The organism is Marmoricola sp. OAE513, assembly GCF_040546585.1.
Taxonomy (GTDB): Bacteria; Actinomycetota; Actinomycetes; order Propionibacteriales; family Nocardioidaceae; genus Marmoricola.
On record NZ_JBEPOC010000001.1, the window covers coordinates 3,808,868 to 3,827,037 of the forward strand.

An 18,170-nucleotide genomic window follows, 5' to 3' on the forward strand; every position below is an offset into this window, starting at 1 on the left:
TTTCGGCACTTTGGTCACGTGTTCGTCACACCTGGGAGATCAATCGGCGTCCGAGGACCGCGCCTGAGCCTGTTCGTCGAGGACATCCGCCGGGCGTGGACCGCTGTAGTCCTCGCCGTAGGCACCCGGAGCGGGACGGCGCTTCTTGCGCGGCGCAGGGTTGCCCGGGGCCATCCGGCGCGCCGTGACCAGGAAGCCGGTGTGCCCGTTCATCTTGTGGCTGGGGCGGATCGCGAGGCCCTCGACGTGCCACTCCCGGACCAGCGTCTCCCAGGGTTGTGGCTCGGTGAACTCGCCGTGCGCCCGGAGCGTCTCGGTGACCTTCCCGAGCTGGCTGGTGGTGGCGACGTAGGCGACCACGACTCCACCGGGCACCAGCGCCTCGGCGACGGCGTCCACGCACTCCCAGGGGGCGAGCATGTCGAGGACGACCCGGTCGACGGTGCCGGGGCCGTGCACGCCGGGGAGCTCGGTGACGAGGTCGCCCACCGTGAGCTGCCAGGCCGGGTGGTCACCACGGAAGAACTGGGTGACGTTCTTGCGGGCTACGTCAGCGAACTCCTCGCGGCGCTCGAACGACGACACCTGGCCGTGCGGGCCCACGGCGCGCAGCAGCGAGCAGGTCAGGGCGCCGGAACCGACGCCGGCCTCGACGACGCGCGCGCCCGGGAAGATGTCGGCCATCGCGACGATCTGGGCGGCGTCCTTCGGGTAGACCACGGCGGCACCGCGCGGCATCGAGACGACGAACTCGTTGAGCAGCGGTCGGAAGACCAGGTACTCGCCACCCGAGGTCGAGGTGATGGTGAAGCCCTCGTCGCGCCCGATCAGCTCGTCGTGCTCGAGCCCACCGCGGTTCGTGTGGAAGGTCTTGCCCGCCTCCAGGCAGATGTTGTGGCGACGGCCCTTGCCGTCCACCAGCCGCACCCACTCCCCCGCGCGCAGCGGTCCGCGACCGACTCCCGCCCAGGAGGGGTCGATCGGGGTCTGCTCGTCCTGCGTCATCGTCGTGCTCCTGCTTCGAAGGCTGCGTCTACATCGGTGCTCGCGAGGAGACCGTAGAGAGCACCGTCCGGTTCGACCAGCAGGTACTCCGAGGCAGGAGTGTGCGCCATCGCCCGGATCAGGTCTTCACCGGCCAGGTCCGCGGAGATCACCAGGCCCTCGGACAGGGACCTGGCCACCGAGCTGACCGGCACCCAGGGTCGGCGCTCCTCGGGCACCGAAAGCAGGGCGGTCTCGTTCACGATGCTCGCCAGGGTCCCGTTGCCGGTGGTGACCACCAGACCACCGGCCGAGGCGTCCTGCGCGCGGCGTACGGCCTCGGAGACCGGCAGGTCGTCCGGTACGGCGACGACGCGGCGGGCCAAGCGACGGGCCTGGAGCGCGGGCAGGCGCTGACGGATCCTGGCGTTGGTCATCGAGGCGCTGGCACCGGACCAGAGGAAGGCTCCGACGACCGCAGCGAACAGGTAGTCGTAGAGGTCCGGCTCGACGCCGGTGAACTGCTTGCTGAACGCCGGCCAGATCAGCGCCAGCCCGGCGATCGCCCGGCCGCCCCAGCCGGCCACGATGGTCCCGGTGTGCATGTTGCCCTTGGCCTGCCAGACGGCGGCACGCAGGACTCGCCCGCCGTCGAGCGGCAGCCCGGGGACCAGGTTGAGGACCCCGACGACCAGGTTCGCCCCCGCGATGCCCTCGACCGCCAGCCGGGTCAGCCCCTGGGGGTCGGCCAGCAGGACGAGCAGCCCGAGGAGACCGACGGCGATCGACGTCAACGGACCGACCACGGCGATCTTGAACTCCTGGGCGGCCGTCTTCGCCTCGCCCTCGATCTCGGTGGCGCCGCCGAGGAACTGCAGGCTGATCGAGCGGACCTTCAGCCCGACCCGCTTGGCCATCACGGCGTGCGACATCTCGTGCAGCAGGATCGAGCCGTAGAGCAGGACCGCGAAGCCGAACCCGGCGACGTACTTCCACACCCCGAGGTCGGGCTCGACGCTCTCGATCCGCGGGGCGAGAAGCGCGGCGATCAGGACGGCGATGACGATCCAGGACGCCCGGACGTAGACGTCGACCCCGACGAGCGAGCCGATCCGGAACGAGCCGGGAGGCTGCGTCGAGCGGCGCTGGTCGTCAGGGGTCACAGGCGAAACGCTATCCCGAGTCGCCCAGCCCGGATGACCCGCGTACTCTCCGGTGCGTGCAGATCGTCCGCCGCATCTTCCACAGCGAGCACCCGGCCACCCAGGTGATCCGGTTCATGGCTGTCGGCGGGATCGGTCTGGTGGTCAACCTGCTGGTGATCGTGCTCTGCAACAAGCTCGGCCCGGACTCGCACGGCGTGGCGATCGACCTGCCGAACGCGGTCGAGTACAACGTCCGCTGGTACCACGTGTTCGCGGTCATCGCCTTCTTCGCCGCCAACGCCTCGAACTTCTGGTTCAACCGCACCTACACGTTCCGGACGACGGCGCACGCGCACTGGTTCTCCGAGTACTGGCCGGCGCTGCTGACCGGTCTGATCGGGCTGGCCCTGAACCTGGGGGTGCTGACCCTCCTGCTGCACCCGGGCTCCTTCCTGAGCCTGTCCCCCGACTTCTTCGACGACTCCTCCGGCCTGCGCACCCGGCTGTACTGGGCGCAGTTCATCGCGCTCGTCGTGGTGACCCCGCTCAGCTTCGTGGTGAACAAGTACTGGGCCTTCGGTGCCGTCCTGCGCAAGCCGGACCACGTGATCACCCCGATCGGGGATCTCCCGAGCGAGGAATAGTCGGACCCCGCGCCTAGGGTGACCGGTATGCCGGAATCAGAGGCCGAGAACGCTCGGCTCGGGACGCGGGTCGACGGGGTCGACGTCCTCGGGGCGTTGTCGCCGAGCCGTGCCGGCGACTTCAAGAGCTGCCCGCTGCTCTACCGCTTCCGGACGATCGACAGGCTCCCCGAGCAACCGTCAGCCGCTGCGGCACGCGGCACGGTGGTCCACAAGGTCCTCGAGGACCTGTTCGACGTCCCGGCGCCCGAGCGCACGCCGGAGCGGGCCGTGGCCCTGCTGCCCGACGCGTGGGCACACGTGGCCGCGCTCGAGCCGGAGCGCTCCGCGCTCTTCGCCACCGACGGGTCCGAGGACGAGCGCGCCTGGTTGGACTCGTGCGCCGAGGCGCTCCGGGTCTACTTCAGCCTGGAGGACCCGTCCCGGCTCGAACCCGCCGCCCGCGAGCTCTACCTCGAGTCGCTGCTGGAGAGCAAGCTGCTCCTGCGCGGGTACGTCGACCGCCTCGACGTGGCCCCGGACGGTGCGATCCGGGTCGTCGACTACAAGGTCGCCAGAGCGCCCGCCGAGGGGTTCGAGGCCCGGGCGCTGTTCCAGCTGAAGTTCTACGCCCTGCTCATCTGGCGCACCCGTGGCGTGATCCCGAAGATGCTCCGGCTGATGTACCTGGCCAGCGGCGAGATGGTCTCCTACGAGCCCGACGAGCTGGACCTGGTGGCCACCCGACGTCAGGTCGAGGCCATCTGGGACGCGATCCAGCTGGCGCAGACAACCGGCGACTGGCAACCCAACAAGTCGGTCGCGTGCTCGTGGTGCAGCTTCAAGGACCTGTGTCCGGCCTGGGGCGGCACGCCGCCGCCGCTACCCGAGCCGGTCCCGCAGGTCGTCGACGCCGAGCCCCGCAAGGGTGTCGACGAAGACCCGTCGCTCCTCCTCCAGGACCGGGACGTGGTTGGGCACGACCAGGACGGTGCAGCCCGCGGTCTCGGCTGACTTGGCCCCGGTGTTGGAGTCCTCGATCGCGAGGCACTCCTCCGGTACGACGCCGAGACGGGCAGCGGCCTGCAGGTACGGCTCAGGGTGCGGCTTGCCGACGGTGACCTTGTCCCCGGTGACGACCACGTCGAAGGTGTTCGCCGGCAGCGCGGCCAGCATCGGCGCGACGAACCGCTCGTAGGACATCGTCACCAGGGCGCACGGCACACTCTCGGCGCGCAGGGCCGCCAGGAGCTCGCGAGCGCCGGGCTGCCACGGGACCTCGTCCTGCATCCGGGCGACCACACCGTCCAGCAGCCGCTCCACGATGACCTCGGCCGGCAGGTCGACACCACCGTGCTCGCGGAGGTACTCCCCCGAGACGAGCAGGTCGTTGCCGACCAGGTTCAGGGCGTGCTCCATCGACCAGGTGCCGCCGAACTCGGCGACCAGGGCGAACTCGACGTCGATCCAGTACGGCTCGGTGTCGACGAGGGTCCCGTCCATGTCCCACAGGACAGCGGACAGGGGCATCAGTCTTCGGGGTTGTAGCCGAGGTTGGGGCCGAGCCAGCGCTCGGCCTCCTTCAGCGTCCAGCCCTTGCGCGAGGCGTAGTCGGCGACCTGGTCCTGGGCGAGGCGTCCGACCACGAAGTACTGCGAGTCCGGGTGTGAGAAGTACCAGCCGCTGACGGCGGCCCCCGGCCACATCGCCATCGACTCGGTCAGCTCGATGCCCGTGTTGGAGGTCGCGTCCAGCAAGCCGAAGAGGGTCTGCTTCTCGGTGTGCTCCGGGCACGCGGGGTAGCCCGGGGCCGGCCGGATCCCGACGTACTTCTCGCCGATCAGCTCCTCGTTGGAGAGGTCCTCCTCGGCCTGGTAGCCCCAGAACTCCTTGCGGACCCGCTCGTGCATCCGCTCGGCGAACGCCTCGGCGAGACGGTCGGCGACGGACTCGAGCAGGATCGCCGAGTAGTCGTCGAGCGCGTCCTTGAACTCCTTGATCCTGACCTCGCTGCCCAGACCCGCCGTGACCGCGAACCCGCCGACGTAGTCGGCCAGGCCGGTGTCCTTCGGCGCCACGTAGTCGCCCAGCGAACGGTTCGGGATGCCGTCGCGGTGCTCGCCCTGCTGGCGCAGGTTGCGCAGCGTGGAGATCACCTCGGTCCGCGACTCGTCGGCGTACACCTCGATGTCGTCGCCGACCGCGTTCGCGGGGAAGAAGCCGATGACGCCGTTGGCGGTCAGCCACTTCTCCTTGATCAGCCGGTCGAGCATGTCCTGCGCGTCGTCGTACAGCTTGCGGGCGGCCTCGCCGGAGGCAGGGTTGTTGAGGATGTCGGGGAACTTGCCCTTCATCTCCCAGGCGTTGAAGAACGGCTGCCAGTCGATGTACTCGCGCAGCTCGGCGATGTCGTAGTCGCTGAAGACCCGGAGGCCGGTCCCGATCGCCGGCACCGGCGGGACGTAGCCGTCCCAGGAGATCGGCGTGCGGTTCGCACGGGCCTTCTCCAGGGTGAGCGTCGGCCGCTCGTTCTTCTGGGCGTGCCGCTCACGCAGGGCCGCGTAGTCGGTCTCGGTGGCCTCGAGCAACGCGGGACGCTGCTTGTCGTCGAGCAGCGCTGCGGCCACAGGGACGGACCGCGAGGCGTCCTTGACCCACACGACCGGACCGCCGCGACGCGGCGAGACCTTGACGGCGGTGTGGGCGCGCGAGGTCGTCGCCCCACCGATGAGCAGCGGGATGTCCAGACCCTGACGCTCCATCTCGACGGCGAAGTTCACCATCTCGTCGAGCGAGGGGGTGATCAGGCCGGAGAGCCCGATGATGTCGGCCTTGTGCTCCTTGGCAGCGTCCAGGATCGTCTGCGCAGGCACCATCACGCCGAGGTCGATCACGGTGTAGTTGTTGCACTGCAGCACGACACCCACGATGTTCTTGCCGATGTCGTGGACGTCGCCCTTCACGGTCGCCATCACGATGGTGCCGTTGCTGCGGTCCTCGTCGCCAGGTTGCTTCTCGGCCTCGATGAACGGCAGCAGGTAGGCCACGGCCTTCTTCATGACGCGCGCCGACTTCACGACCTGGGGCAGGAACATCTTGCCGGCGCCGAACAGGTCGCCGACGACGTTCATGCCGTCCATCAGCGGTCCCTCGATCACCTCGATCGGACGACCACCGGCTGCGGCGATCTCCGCGCGCAGCTCCTCGGTGTCGGCCTCGACGTCGGCGTCCAGACCCTTGACCAGGGCGTGCGTGATCCGCTCCCGCACCGGCAGGCTCCGCCACTCGGCGGCTTGCGGGTCCTCGGCCTGGCCCGCGACGTTGAAGCGCTCCGCGATCTCCAGCAAGCGCTCGGCCGCGTCCTCGCGCCGGTTGAGGACGACGTCCTCGATGCGGTCGCGCAGCTCCGGGTCGATCTCGTCGTAGACGACCAGTGCGCCGGCGTTCACGATGCCCATGTCCAGGCCGGCCTTGATGGCGTGGAACAGGAAGACCGCGTGGATCGCCTCGCGCACCGGGTTGTTGCCGCGGAACGAGAAGGAGACGTTCGAGATACCACCGGAGATGTGCACGCCCGGCAGGTTCTCCTTGATCCAGGCGCACGCCTCGATGAAGTCGATGCCGTACGTCGCGTGCTCCTCGATACCTGTCGCGAGCGCGAAGCAGTTCGGGTCGAAGATGATGTCCTCGGCCGGGAACCCGACCTGCTCGGTCAGGATCTTGTAGGCCCGGCCGCAGATCTCCTTGCGGCGCTCGAGGTTGTCGGCCTGACCCTGCTCGTCGAAGGCCATCACGACCACGGCCGCGCCGTACTTGCGGCACAGCTGCGCCTCGCGGATGAACTTCTCCTCGCCCTCCTTCATGGAGATCGAGTTGACGATCGGCTTGCCCTGGACGTTCTTCAGGCCCGCCTCGATGACCTCCCACTTGGAGGAGTCGATCATCACGGGCACGCGGCTGATGTCCGGCTCGGCAGCGATCAGCTTGGTGAACCGGTCCATCGCGGCGACGCCGTCGATCATGCCCTCGTCCATGTTGATGTCGATGACCTGCGCACCGACCTCGACCTGCTGGAGCGCGACCGACAGCGCGGTGTCGTAGTCCTCGGCCTTGATCAGGTTGCGGAAGCGCGCCGAGCCGGTGATGTTGGTGCGCTCGCCGATGTTGACGAACAGCGAGTCCTCGGTGACGTTCAGCGGCTCGAGGCCGGACAGCCGGGTCGCGACCTCGATCTCGGGCAGCGAGCGCTGGGTCTTGCCCTCGACCACCTGGGCGATCGCGGCGATGTGGGCCGGCGTCGTGCCGCAGCAGCCTCCGACCAGGTTGACCAGGCCGGCGTCCGCGAACTCGGCGATGTAGCTGGCCTGGCGCTCGGGCGACTCGTCGTACTCACCGAAGGCGTTCGGCAGACCCGCGTTCGGGTACGCCGAGACGAAGGTGTCGGCGATCCGGCCCATCTCGGCGAGGTAGGGCCGCATCTCCGGCGCACCGAGGGCGCAGTTCAGTCCCACCGCGATCGGCTTCGCGTGCCGCATGGCGTTCCAGAAGGCCTCGGTGGTCTGACCGGACAGCGTGCGGCCGGACGCGTCGGTGATGGTGCCGGAGATGATCACCGGCCAGCGACGCCCGCGCTCCTCGAACAGCGTCTCGACGGCGAAGATCGCTGCCTTCGCGTTGAGGGAGTCGAAGATCGTCTCGATCAGCAGGATGTCGGAACCGCCGTCGACGAGCCCGTTGGCTGCTTCGAGGTAGGCCGCGACCAGCTGGTCGTAGGAGATGTTGCGCGCACCCGGGTCGTTCACGTCCGGCGAGATGGTGGCCGTGCGGGTGGTGGGGCCGATCGCGCCGGCGACGTACCGCGGCTTCTCCGGCGTCGAGAACGCGTCGCACGCTGCGCGGGCCAGCCGGGCGGACTCGTAGTTGAGCTCGAAGGAGAGCTCCTCCATGCCGTAGTCGCCCATCGAGACCGTGTTCGCGCTGAACGTGTTCGTCTCGATGATGTCGGCGCCGGCCTCGAGGTACTCGCGGTGGATGCCGGTGATGATCTGCGGCTGGGTCAGCGTCAGCAGCTCGTTGTTGCCCTGGACGTCCGACGGCCAGTCCGCGAACCGCTCGCCCCGGTAGCCGGCCTCGTCGGGCCGGTCCCGCTGGATCGCCGTACCCATCGCCCCGTCGATGACCATGATCCGCTCGCTCAGCGCGCGGGTGAGCTCGTCGGTGCAGTCGGGGCGCAGGTGCGGCTCCCAAGAGCTGGCGTGGGCGTTCACGTACGTTCCTTCCGTATGCGGAAGGCGTCCTTTGCTCTGCCGAGCGTGGCGGACCGTTCGGGCCGGGTCCGTTGCAACGCCTCTCGACCGTTGAAGTCTACGTCGCACCGGTTCATTCCCGTCGGACATTTCGCCATAAGGAACGCAGCCGTGGCTAGGGTGGATACGTGATCGAGATCGACACCGTCCGCCCGCTCGTCAACCCCGTCCTGATCAGTGCCTTCGAGGGCTGGAACGACGCCGCCGGCGCGGCCACCGGGGTGATCGACCACCTCGTGGAGGTCTGGGACGCGCAGCTGGTCGCCGCGATCGACCCCGAGGACTACTACGACTTCCAGGTCAACCGGCCCCTCGTCGGCACCAACGACGAGGGCATGCGCCGGATCACCTGGCCCACCACCCAGCTGTACGTCGCCCGTCCCCCGGGCGCCCACCGCGACGTCGTCCTGGTCCGCGGGATCGAGCCGAACATGCGCTGGCGGGGCTTCTGCGCCGAGATCCTGGCCGCGGCCGACGACCTCGAGGTGACCCAGGTCGTCACGCTCGGCGCGCTGCTCGCCGAGACGCCGCACACCCGTCCGATCCCGGTCACCGGCACCGCGACCGAGCTCGACCTCGACGATCGCCTCAAGCTGGAGCCGTCGACGTACGAGGGGCCGACCGGCATCGTCGGCGTGCTGCAGGACGCGTGCGCACGGCTGGACATCCCGGCGGTCTCGTTCTGGGCGGCCGTCCCGCACTACCTGCCGCAGCCGCCGTGCCCGAAAGGCACGTTGGCGCTGCTCACCCAGGTCGAGGACCTCCTCGAGATCGCCGTCCCGCTCGGCGACCTTCCCGAGGAGAGCCGGGCCTGGGAGCGCGGGGTCGCCGAGCTCGCCGAGGAGGACGACGACGTCGCCGAGTACGTCCGCAGCCTCGAGGAGTCCAAGGACACCGCGGACCTGCCGGAGGCCAGCGGGGACGCGATCGCGCGAGATTTCGAGCGGTACCTCAAGCGCCGGGAGAACCCCGACGACGGTCCCGTCTAGAGCGCCACGCCCAGCTCAACACCCAGCGCAGCGTCCGCCAGGCGCCGCACGACCTCACCCGCGCCCGGCTCCGAGGTGTCCCCGGCGAGCGTCGCGGTCGCCCACGTGCCCAGCGCGATGAGCGCCCCCGGTGCGTCGAGATCGGTGGCCAGCGACGTCAGCACCGACTCCGTCACAGGACCGGTGGCGGCGCCGCCTCCGAGAGCCACGGCGTCGCGGAGCTTGGACAGCAGGCCCTCGGCCTTCTGCAGGTCCTCGGTCGTCCACTCCCAGTCGGACCGGTAGTGGTGGGCCAGCAGGGCGAGCCGGATCGCCATCGGGTCGGTGCCGCTGCCACGCAGTCGCGAGACCAGTTCGAGGTTGCCCTTGGACTTCGACATCTTCTCGCCGTCCAGCGCGACCATGCCGGCGTGCACGTACGCCCGCGCGAAGGGGGTGTCCGGGTCGGTGACCTGGGCCTCGGAGGCGCTCATCTCGTGGTGCGGGAAGACGAGGTCGCTCCCCCCGCCCTGCACGTCGAAGCCGGTGCCGAGGTGGTCGCGCGCGATCGCGGAGCACTCGATGTGCCAGCCCGGCCGGCCGCGGCCCAGGGCCGAGTCCCATGCCGGGTCGTCGGGGCGCTCGCCCTGCCAGAGCAGGCAGTCCAGCGGGTCGCGCTTCCCAGGACGGTCCGGGTCTCCCCCGCGCTCGGCGAAGATCGCCAGCATCTGCTCGCGGTTCCAGCCGGACACCGAGCCGAAGGACGGGTCAGCGGTCACGGAGAAGTAGTAGTCCTCGGTGCCGGAGTCGTTCGGAACGGCGTACACCGCACCAGCCTTCTGGAGCTCCTCGATCATCTCCACGACGCGCGGGATCGCCTCGACCGCGCCGACGTACGCCGCCGGCGGGAGCACCCGCAGTGCCTCCATGTCGGTGCGGAAGAGCTCGGTCTCACGTTCGGCGAGCTCGACCCAGTCCTGCCCGGTGGCGTTCGCGCGCTCCAGCAGCGGGTCGTCGACGTCGGTCACGTTCTGCACGTAGCGGACGTCGTGACCGGCGCTGCGCCACGCGCGGTTCAACAGGTCGAACGCCACGTAGGTCGCGGCGTGGCCCAGGTGCGTGGCGTCGTACGGCGTGATGCCGCAGACGTAGAGGCGCGCGACCCCCGACGGCGGCGTGACCTCGGTCAGGGTCCGGGTCGCGGAGTTGTGCACCTGCACCGGCGGACCGACCAGCTCGAGGTCGGGCACGTCGGGGGCAGTCCAGGCACGCATGGGTCGAAGACTAACGAAGGTGCCTAGAACGGCGGCCACGGGAGGGAGGGCCAACCTCCGCCCGCCTCCGGGAACGCGCCCGTGCGCAGCAACCGGTCCACCCGCCGCCGCGTCGCGGCGATCTCGTCGGCGTTGAGCAGGAACCCCAGTTCGTTGCCGAGGTCGCCGTCGAGCTGGGCCCGCAACGACGTCAGTCCGTCGATCTCCGCCTGCTCCAGCGGCAGGCCCGCGAAGCCCCACAGCACCGTGCGCAGCTTGTCGTCCTCGTGGAAGCAGACACCGTGGTCGACGCCGTACCGGTGACCGTCCGCCATCGCGAGCACGTGCCCGCCCTTGCGGTCGGTGTTGTTGACCGCGAGGTCGAACGCGGCCATCCGACGGAGCGACGGGGAGTCCTCGTGGACCAGCATCACCGGCCGGTCCTCGTTGTCGTGGGCGTCGACGACGTGCAACCACCCGGGCGCGACCGGACCGGCAGCCACGACGTCCACGGCGTCCGCCCCGGCATCGGGCTCGCACCACAGCTGCACCATGCCCGGCCCGGCCGGACCGTCGCGCAGCAGCGTCGGCGGTACCACCGACCAGCCGAGTGCCTCGGAGACCAGGTAGGCGGCGTACTCGCGGTTGCTCAGCGTGCCGTCCTCGAAATCCCACAGCGGGCGCTCGCCCGAGGTCGGCTTGTAGACCGCCTGCGGAGCGTCCTCCTCGGGACCGAGTCGGCAGAGGTACGTCTGGTTCGAGGCCGGCATGATCCGCCCGAGGAGGGTCAGCTCGCCGGTGGCGAGCAGGTCGAGCGACTCGCTCAGCATCGGTCTCAGACCTGCGTACGCCGGTAGCCGTTGGCCCGGGGGCACAGGTGGCCGGACGGGTCCACCGGGCCGCCGCAGAACTGGCACGACGGCCGACCCGCCTGGACGACGGACGCGGCCCGGGTGGCGAAGACGCGGGCGAGCACCGGAGGCAGCCGGACCACGAAGAGCTCCTCGGGCTCCGGCTCGTCGATCGGCAGGTCCACCAGCTCCTCCTCGTCGGCCTCGATGGGACCGTCGACCTCGACGACCGGGAACACCTCGACGACGATGCGCTCGTCCTCGCCGTCCCAGGAGAGCGTGATGGTGCCGGCGCGGAACTCCTCGACGATCGGTTGGTCCAGCGGCGCGGTGTCAACCATGTCGACCGGGGTCAGTGCGGGGATGACGGTCACGACGCCGCCCGCCCCCATCAGCTCGTCGAGCAGCTCGTCGATCCGCTCGCCGAGGATCTCGACCTGCTGCTTCTCGAGCGCGACACTGGTCACGCGGGCACCGTCGCGCGCCTGCAGGAAGAAGGTACGGGAGCCGGGCTCCCCCACCGTTCCCGCGATGAAGCGCTCCGGTGGGTCGAACCGGTGGACGATCGTCGGCATGTCTCGAGCCTACGGGGTCGCGCGCGACGTACTGCCGGCGCCGCCGCCGAGCTTCTCGTCGGGCTTCTCGGTCTGCGCGGCCAGGTGGGCGAGCGAACCCTCGTGGCTGTTCGTCGCCAGCACGTAGGAGCGTTTCGGGGTGTACCGGACCACCGACAGGCTGGCCGGGTCGACGACGATCCGCTGGAACGCGTCGAGGTGCATGCCGAGCGCGTCGGCGAGGATCGCCTTGATGATGTCGCCGTGCGCCACCGCGAGGAAGACGGCGTTGTCGCCGTGCTCCGCAGTGACGGCGGCATCGCAGCGACGTACGGCCTCGACGGCCCTCGCGGACATCGCCGCCATCGACTCACCGCCCGGGAAGGTCACCCCAGCCGGGTGCGCCTGGATGACCTTCCAGAGGTCCTCCTTGACGAGCGTGCGCATCTTCCGCCCGGACCATTCGCCGTAGTCGCACTCGTTGAGTCCGCGCTCGACCTTGGCCCGGAGCCCGGTGCCGGCCAGCAGCAGTGCCGAGGTCTCCTTGCAGCGCTCGAGCGGGCTGGTGAACGCAGCCGCCAGGGACAGGCCTCCGAGTCGAGCCGCCGCTGTGCGCGCCTGCTCGGTACCGACGTCGTCGAGCCGGATGCCGGGGGTCCGCCCGGCGAGGACCCCGGACGCGTTCGCGGAGGTCCTGCCGTGCCGCGCGAGGATCACAGTTGCCACAGGCTGAGCCTACCGAGGAACAGGCGGGCACCGCCTTAGCCTGGACCCGTGATCGTCGACAACGCGCTGTACCGCCAGGGAGTCCGCGTCGACTGCGGCACCTCGACGGCCGACCTCTCCGGCGTGCGCTCCCGGGCCACCGACGGCGACTTCGTGTGGGTCGGGCTGCACGAGCCCACCAAGCACGAGCTCGACACCGTGGCCGCGCTCTACGACCTGCACCCGCTCGCCGTCGAGGACGCCCTGACCGCCCACCAGCGCCCGAAGCTCGAGCGCTACGAGGAGTCGCTGTTCCTCACCCTCAAGACGCTCTGGTACGTCGACGCGGACGATGCTGTCGAGACCGGCGAGATCAACGTGTTCATCGGGCACAACTTCGTCGTCACGGTCCGGCACGGTACGGGCGGCGGCCTCCACGACGCGCGGGTCGCCCTGGAGGGGATGCAGTCGGTCCTCGCGCACGGCCCGTCCGCCGTCGTCTACGCCGTGTGCGACCAGGTCGTCGACGCCTACGAGGCGGTTGCCGACGAGCTGGTCATCGACGTCGACGAGGTCGAGGCCTCGGTGTTCGCCGACCGGCGTACGAACGACTCGGCGCGGATCTACGTCCTGAAGCGCGAGCTGGCGGAGATGCGGCGTGCCGTGCTTCCGTTGCGCGAACCGGTCAGCCGGTTCGCCAGCGGCGCGGCACGAGGCGTCCACCCCGACTCGGCCCCGTACTTCCGCGACGTGGCGGACCACCTCAACCGGGTGGCCGAGACGATGGAGAGCCTCGAGTCGCTGCTGTCCGCCGCGTTCGAGGCGCACCTGGCGCAGATCAGCATCCAGCAGAACGACGACATGAGGAAGATCTCCGCAGCGGTCGGCCTCGTCGCTGCGCCCACGCTGGTGGCGGGAATCTACGGGATGAACTTCACCCACATGCCGGAGCTCGGCTGGGTGCTCGGGTACCCGATGTCGTTGCTGATGATGGCAGCGAGCTCGTTGGCGATCTGGATCGTCGCGCGACGTTCCGGCTGGCTGTAGATCAGGTCGCGTTCATCGCGCCGGTGGCCAGCAGCACCAGGATCACGGCGCCGAGCACCACGCGGTACGGCACGAACTTCCCGATGCTGTTCCCGCTGACGAACTTGAGCAACCACGCGACCGAGGCGTACGCGACGAGGAACGAGACGAGCGTCCCGACCACCACCACGCCGGCGTCGATCCCTCCGGCGTCCTTCAGCTCGTAGATGCCGGCGCCGACCAGGGACGGGATGCCGAGGTAGAACGACATCTTCGTTGCTGCGACCCGGTCCAGGCCCTGGAACAGGCCTGCGGAGATGCTGGCCCCGGACCGGGAGACACCGGGGATGAGGGCGAGGCACTGGACGAGTCCCATCACGACCGCGTCACGCAGGGTCAGACCGTCCTCGCCGCGCGACTGGCTCCCGCGCTTCTCGGCGAGCAGCATCGCGCCGCTCCAGACGATGAGCGCGATGCCGACCACCCAGAGCGAGCGGAGGTCCCCGGAGATCAGGTCGCGCGCGGCGAAACCGACGACCCCGATCGGCAGGGAGCCGACGATGATGTACCACCCCATCCGGTGGTCGCGGGAGCCCCGGTACTCCGGTCGGAACACACCCGCGGTCCAGGCCTTCGCGATCCGCCAGATGTCGTGGCGGAAATAGACGAGCACCGCCGCGATCGCCCCGGTCTGGATGACGGCGGTGAACGCGGTGATCTCCGGGGCGTCGATCTGGTGCCCGAGGATCTTCTCGGCGATCGTCAGGTGGCCGGTGCTGGAGACCGGCAGGAATTCGGTGAGCCCCTCGACGGTGCCGAGAATGATCGCGTCCAAGTAGTCCACGGGGCGTGAGCCTACGGGCAGAACCTGAAGGTCACCTGACAGGACTCGCACCGGCGAGCCGCCGCCTGATCGTCGGTGCGCACCGGCTAACTTTGCGCCATGCAGCAGCGGTACCTCGGTAGCACCGGCCTGAAGGTCTCTCGTCTGGGCCTGGGCACGATGACCTGGGGCCGCGACACCGACGAGCACGAGGCCCGCGACCAGCTCGTCTCCTTCGTCGAGGCCGGCGGCACCCTGCTCGACACCGCGGCGGGCTACGCCAACGGCGACTCCGAACGTGTCATCGGGCAGCTGCTCGGCGACGTCGTCCCGCGCTCGGAGGTCGTCCTCGCCACCAAGGCAGGCATCAGCCGGCTCCGCGGCGAGCGTGAGACCAACGCGTCGCGCGGCTTCCTGCTCAGCAGCCTCGACGCGTCCCTGAAGCGCCTCAAGGTCGACCACGTCGACCTGTGGCAGGTGCACACCTGGGTCGACGACGCGCCGCTCGAGGAGACGCTCAGCGCGCTGGACTACGCGGTCACTTCCGGGCGCGCGAGCTACGTCGGCATCTCCAACTACACCGGCTGGCAGTCAGCCCAGGCGGCGACGTGGCAGCGCGCCGTGCCCGGGCGTGCCGTCCTGGCCTCCAACCAGGTGGAGTACTCGCTGCTCAGCCGCGGCGTCGAGGCCGAGGTGATCCCTGCCGCTCAGGCTCTCGGACTGGGGATCCTGCCCTGGTCCCCGCTGGGTCGTGGCGTCCTCACCGGCAAGTACCGGACCGGTACGCCGGCCGACTCCCGTGCTGCGTCACCGCACTTCTCCTCGTTCGTCGGCCGCCACCTCAACGACCGCAGCCAGCGCGTGGTCGAGGCCATCGCGCGCGCCGGCGAGGGTCTGGGATGGACTCCGCTCGAAGTTGCGTTGTCTTGGGTACGTGACGCTCCTGGCGTCACGGCACCTATTGTCGGCGCCCGCACTGCCGATCAGCTGAGAGCCTCGCTCCTCGCCGAGGAGTGCGAGCTCCCGGCAGAGATCCGGCAGGCCCTCGAAGACGTTTCCACCCCCGAGCCACCAGGAGAGTGACCGTGCACAGACCAGCACGCCGTGCCCTGCGTCCCGGGGTCGAGTACGAGTACGACGAGCTGGTCATCGCGCGCGAGGAATCGCGGAGCTTCGTGACCCGGTTGCTGGTGCAGCGCGCCGACGACGGCGGCTGGGAACTGGACCGCTTGCGGATCGGGAACGACGGCAAGCGCCGGGTCGTGCTGCGGCGGAAGATCATCCGGCAGCCGCAGCAGTTCTACTGGTTGGCGGGATAGACGCACGTTCCGGAACAAAACTGTCGGTGGGGTTCCGTAGCGTTTGTGGCATGACCTCCTCGCTCCGCAACCTCGAGCCGCGGCGCCCGGAGCCTGCGCGGACGCTCGCGGAGTCCGAGGTGCTGGCGGCGGCGCGAGCCGCCCAGGCCGACGTGCACGCCGCAGAAGCCCGCAAGCTGGCTGCCGCCGTCCAGTGGGCCCGGTTGCACGAGGTCACCGACACCGAGGAGTCCGCGACGTGGGGCGACAGCCCGGTGTCGATCTCGGGACCGGGAGCGCCGCTGCTCGCGAAGGGCTGCATCGCCGAGTTCGCTGCGGTGATCGGCACGACGACGAACGGCGGGCGCGCCTACCTCGCGGACGCGATCGAGCTCGCCCACCGTCTCCCCGCTGTCTACGCGGAGATCCAGGCCGGGCGCCTGGCCGCCTGGAAGGGTCGGCGGATCGCTGGCGAGACGGTGCTCCTCCCGCTGGAGGCAGCAGTCGACCTGGGCGAGCGGATGGCCGTCGTGGCCCGCAAGCTGTCGGCACGCGCGACGCAGCAGATGATCGACGAGACCATCGCGGCCGTGCTGCCCGAGATCGCCCAGGAGCGTGCCGACCACCACTCCACACCGCGCGTCGTGGTCGACCATCGCCAGGTCTCCTTCAGCGGCACCAGCGAGATCTACGGTGCGCTCGAGATCGCGGACGCGCTCGACCTGGATGCGACCCTCACCCGCGAGGCCGAAGCCCTGAAGGCAGCCGGGTGCGACGCCTCGCTGGACGTGCGCCGCGCGATGGCCCTCGGCCGTCTCGCTCGTGGCGAGGCGAACGTCGACCGTCCGGTTACCCTCTACGTGCACCTGCCCGCCGACACCGACGCCACCGCCGTGCTGGAGAACCCCGGGAGCCGCCTGCTCACCCAGGCCCAGGTAGCCGCGTTCTGCGGAAACCCTGACGTGCGGGTGACCGTCAAGCCGGTCATTGACCTGACGAAGACGCTGGCGTCCGCCGGGTACGACATCCCTGACCGGATCAAGGAGCACGTCGAGCTGCGCGACGGGACCTGCATCTTCCCGTACTGCGACCGCCCTGCTCGCGGAAGCCAGAAGGACCACACCGAGGCCTGGGACGACGGCGGCACGACGTCCACCGACAACCTCGGGTCGTTGTGCCAGCACCACCACAACCTGAAGACGCACGCCGGGTGGAACTACACCCGCGTGGACGACGGCGTGTTCCTGTGGCGCTCACCGCACGGCTACGCGTTCCTGCGCGACCACGACGGCACGCAGGACCTCACGCCCGAACTCAGAGAGCCCCCAAGAAGCGGTCGAAGACCCGAGCGCCGAACTCCAGGGAGTCCACCGGGACCCGCTCGTCCACCCCGTGGAACAGAGCCGTGAAGTCCAGGTCCTCGGGGAGCCGCAGCGGCGCGAACCCGAAGCACTTCATGCCGAGGTCGTCCCAGTACTTGGCGTCAGTGCCGCCGCTCATCAAGTACGGCGCCACGATCGCTTCCGGGTCCTCGGCGAGGATCGACGACGTCATCGCTGCGACGACGTCACCGTCGTAGCCGGTCTCGAGCGCGCCCATGTGCACGTCCTTGGAGATCGTGGTGTCCGGACCGGCGAGCGCTGCGAGCGTGTCCCAGAACTCGTCCTCGAACCCAGGCAGGAACCGGCCGTCGATCCGGGCCGTCGCCTCCCCCGGCACGACGTTCACCTTGTACCCGGCCTCGAGCATCGTCGGGTTGGCACTGTTGCGGATCACCGCGCCCAGCATCCGCGAGGCATCGCCGAACTCCTCGACCAGCGACTCGGCGTTCTCCGGCGTCGCCTCGGTTCCGGCCAGCTCGGCGACCGAGGCCAGAAGGACTTCCATCGTGGGGGTCAGCCGGACCGGCCACTGATGGGCCCCGATGCGAGCCACCGCGTTGGCGAGCTTGGTGACGGCGTTGTCCGGCTGACGCATCGAACCGTGCCCGGCCGTGCCCTTCGCGGTGAGCCGGACCCAGGCCATGCCCTTCTCGGCGGCCTCGATCAGGTAGAGCCGACGGCCGCGCACCGTGGTGCTGAACCCGCCGACCTCGCCGATCGCCACCGTGCAGTCGTCGATCAGGTCCCGGTGCTCGCGCGCCAGGAAACCCGCCCCCTTGGCACCACCGGCCTCCTCGTCCGCGGTGAAGCACAGCACCAGCGGCCGCTCCGGTACCGCGCCCGCGCGCGCCCGCGCGCGCACCGTGGAGAGCAGCATCGCGTCGAAGTCCTTCATGTCGACCGCGCCACGTCCCCACACGCAGAGCCCTCCAGGGTCGACGTCCTTGACCTCACCCGAGAACGGGTCGACGGTCCAGTCGGCAGCGTTCGCCGGGACGACGTCCAGGTGCCCGTGCAGCAGCACAGGCTCTCCGACGTTCCCGCCCCAGCGGCCGACCAGAGACGTTCGGCCGGGCTCGGACTCGTAGACCTCGACGTCGATCCCGACCTCGTCGAGCAGCGCCGCGACGTGCTCGGCGGCTTTCCGCTCTCCCGGGCCGGACTCGTCGCCGAAGTTCGTGGTGTCGAGCCGGATCAGGTCGCTGCAGAGCTGGACCACCTCGGCTGCCGGGTCGTACGTCATGGCTCCATC

Annotated in this window: 16 protein-coding genes and 1 pseudogene; 7 read left to right on the top strand and 10 right to left on the bottom strand. The window is 69.9% G+C overall.

Features of this window, described 5'->3' with window-relative positions; genetic code table 11:
• Positions 1-39: 39 nt before the first annotated feature.
• Positions 40-1,005 (bottom strand): tRNA (adenine-N1)-methyltransferase, encoded by a 966-nt coding sequence (locus tag ABIE44_RS19135; protein WP_209714003.1) that lies wholly within the window; start codon positions 1,003-1,005, stop codon positions 40-42.
• Positions 1,002-2,147, bottom strand: a complete 1,146-nt coding sequence (locus tag ABIE44_RS19140) for a M50 family metallopeptidase (RefSeq protein WP_209714001.1) — start codon at positions 2,145-2,147, stop codon at positions 1,002-1,004. The genes ABIE44_RS19135 and ABIE44_RS19140 overlap by 4 nt, the downstream gene beginning before the upstream one ends.
• A 56-nt stretch (positions 2,148-2,203) precedes the next feature.
• Here ABIE44_RS19140 and ABIE44_RS19145 point away from each other — a divergent pair, with 56 nt between their 5' ends.
• Both ABIE44_RS19145 and ABIE44_RS19150 read left to right on the top strand, forming a co-directional pair.
• Complete coding sequence (locus ABIE44_RS19145) at positions 2,204-2,773, top strand: GtrA family protein (RefSeq protein ID WP_354438325.1); 570 nt, start codon at positions 2,204-2,206, stop codon at positions 2,771-2,773.
• A 27-nt stretch (positions 2,774-2,800) separates the two neighbouring features.
• A complete protein-coding gene (locus ABIE44_RS19150; protein WP_354438326.1) occupies positions 2,801-3,766 on the top strand; it encodes a RecB family exonuclease in 966 nt (321 codons plus the stop codon).
• A 21-nt stretch (positions 3,767-3,787) separates the two neighbouring features.
• On the opposite strand, the pseudogene ABIE44_RS19155 reads toward ABIE44_RS19150, so the two are convergent.
• Together ABIE44_RS19155 and metH are read right to left on the bottom strand one after the other, a co-directional pair.
• Positions 3,788-4,282, bottom strand: a pseudogene (locus ABIE44_RS19155) (HAD family hydrolase); the annotation flags it as partial.
• A complete protein-coding gene (gene metH / locus ABIE44_RS19160) occupies positions 4,282-7,935 on the bottom strand; it encodes a methionine synthase (protein ID WP_502912766.1) in 3,654 nt (1,217 codons plus the stop codon). The gene metH and the pseudogene ABIE44_RS19155, both read right to left, overlap by 1 nt.
• A 251-nt stretch (positions 7,936-8,186) precedes the next feature.
• On the opposite strand from metH, the gene ABIE44_RS19165 reads away from it, so the two are divergent.
• Entirely contained in the window at positions 8,187-9,047 is an 861-nt protein-coding gene (locus ABIE44_RS19165) for a PAC2 family protein (protein ID WP_209713995.1), read from the top strand.
• On the opposite strand, the gene mshC is transcribed toward ABIE44_RS19165, so the two are convergent.
• Genes mshC through ABIE44_RS19185 form a run of 4 tightly spaced genes read right to left on the bottom strand, consistent with a single transcriptional unit; the run spans position 9,044 to position 12,410 of the window.
• Positions 9,044-10,300, bottom strand: coding sequence for a cysteine--1-D-myo-inosityl 2-amino-2-deoxy-alpha-D-glucopyranoside ligase (mshC, locus tag ABIE44_RS19170; protein WP_209713993.1), 1,257 nt, complete (start codon positions 10,298-10,300; stop codon positions 9,044-9,046). The two genes, ABIE44_RS19165 and mshC, sit on opposite strands and share 4 nt — an antisense overlap.
• Before the next feature lie 23 nt (positions 10,301-10,323).
• Positions 10,324-11,109: an SCO1664 family protein gene (locus tag ABIE44_RS19175; protein WP_209713991.1), complete on the bottom strand. Its 786-nt coding sequence runs from the start codon at positions 11,107-11,109 to the stop codon at positions 10,324-10,326.
• 5 nt (positions 11,110-11,114) lie between these two features.
• On the bottom strand, positions 11,115-11,705 hold the full coding sequence (locus ABIE44_RS19180; RefSeq protein WP_209713989.1) for a DUF3090 family protein: 591 nt from the start codon (positions 11,703-11,705) through the stop codon (positions 11,115-11,117).
• Positions 11,706-11,714: 9 nt separating this feature from the next.
• Positions 11,715-12,410 (bottom strand): MSMEG_4193 family putative phosphomutase, encoded by a 696-nt coding sequence (locus ABIE44_RS19185; protein WP_209713988.1) that lies wholly within the window; start codon positions 12,408-12,410, stop codon positions 11,715-11,717.
• 48 nt (positions 12,411-12,458) lie between these two features.
• Here ABIE44_RS19185 and ABIE44_RS19190 point away from each other — a divergent pair, with 48 nt between their 5' ends.
• On the top strand, positions 12,459-13,436 hold the full coding sequence (locus tag ABIE44_RS19190) for a magnesium and cobalt transport protein CorA (RefSeq protein ID WP_209713986.1): 978 nt from the start codon (positions 12,459-12,461) through the stop codon (positions 13,434-13,436).
• A 1-nt stretch (position 13,437) separates the two neighbouring features.
• On the opposite strand, the gene ABIE44_RS19195 is transcribed toward ABIE44_RS19190, so the two are convergent.
• Positions 13,438-14,259 carry an undecaprenyl-diphosphate phosphatase gene (locus ABIE44_RS19195; RefSeq protein WP_209713984.1) on the bottom strand — a complete coding sequence of 274 codons (822 nt, stop codon included), beginning with the start codon at positions 14,257-14,259 and terminating at the stop codon, positions 13,438-13,440.
• A gap of 99 nt (positions 14,260-14,358) precedes the next feature.
• Between ABIE44_RS19195 and ABIE44_RS19200 the strand changes: the two genes are divergently transcribed.
• The 3 genes from ABIE44_RS19200 to ABIE44_RS19210 are packed head-to-tail and all read left to right on the top strand — an operon-like array spanning position 14,359 to position 16,945.
• Positions 14,359-15,321, top strand: coding sequence for an aldo/keto reductase (locus ABIE44_RS19200; protein WP_209713982.1), 963 nt, complete (start codon positions 14,359-14,361; stop codon positions 15,319-15,321).
• Between the two features lie 2 nt (positions 15,322-15,323).
• Positions 15,324-15,557, top strand: a complete 234-nt coding sequence (locus ABIE44_RS19205) for a DUF5703 family protein (RefSeq protein ID WP_354438328.1) — start codon at positions 15,324-15,326, stop codon at positions 15,555-15,557.
• A gap of 50 nt (positions 15,558-15,607) precedes the next feature.
• Complete coding sequence (locus ABIE44_RS19210) at positions 15,608-16,945, top strand: HNH endonuclease signature motif containing protein (protein ID WP_209713980.1); 1,338 nt, start codon at positions 15,608-15,610, stop codon at positions 16,943-16,945.
• On the opposite strand, the gene ABIE44_RS19215 is transcribed toward ABIE44_RS19210, so the two are convergent.
• Complete coding sequence (locus ABIE44_RS19215) at positions 16,851-18,161, bottom strand: M20/M25/M40 family metallo-hydrolase (protein WP_209713978.1); 1,311 nt, start codon at positions 18,159-18,161, stop codon at positions 16,851-16,853. The genes ABIE44_RS19210 and ABIE44_RS19215 overlap by 95 nt on opposite strands.
• Between the last annotated feature and the right edge of the window lie 9 nt (positions 18,162-18,170).

Bases quoted from the DNA above. Each gene is read 5' to 3' on its own strand.
- ABIE44_RS19175 (WP_209713991.1), bottom strand. From the start codon at position 11,109: ATGCTGAGCGAGTCGCTCGACCTGCTCGCCACCGGCGAGCTGACCCTC.
- metH (WP_502912766.1), bottom strand. From the start codon at position 7,935: ATGGTCATCGACGGGGCGATGGGTACGGCGATCCAGCGGGACCGGCCC.
- ABIE44_RS19180 (WP_209713989.1), bottom strand. From the start codon at position 11,705: ATGCCGACGATCGTCCACCGGTTCGACCCACCGGAGCGCTTCATCGCG.
- mshC (WP_209713993.1), bottom strand. From the start codon at position 10,300: ATGCGTGCCTGGACTGCCCCCGACGTGCCCGACCTCGAGCTGGTCGGT.
- ABIE44_RS19135 (WP_209714003.1), bottom strand. From the start codon at position 1,005: ATGACGCAGGACGAGCAGACCCCGATCGACCCCTCCTGGGCGGGAGTC.
- ABIE44_RS19200 (WP_209713982.1), top strand. From the start codon at position 14,359: ATGCAGCAGCGGTACCTCGGTAGCACCGGCCTGAAGGTCTCTCGTCTG.
- ABIE44_RS19150 (WP_354438326.1), top strand. From the start codon at position 2,801: ATGCCGGAATCAGAGGCCGAGAACGCTCGGCTCGGGACGCGGGTCGAC.
- ABIE44_RS19210 (WP_209713980.1), top strand. From the start codon at position 15,608: ATGACCTCCTCGCTCCGCAACCTCGAGCCGCGGCGCCCGGAGCCTGCG.
- ABIE44_RS19215 (WP_209713978.1), bottom strand. From the start codon at position 18,161: ATGACGTACGACCCGGCAGCCGAGGTGGTCCAGCTCTGCAGCGACCTG.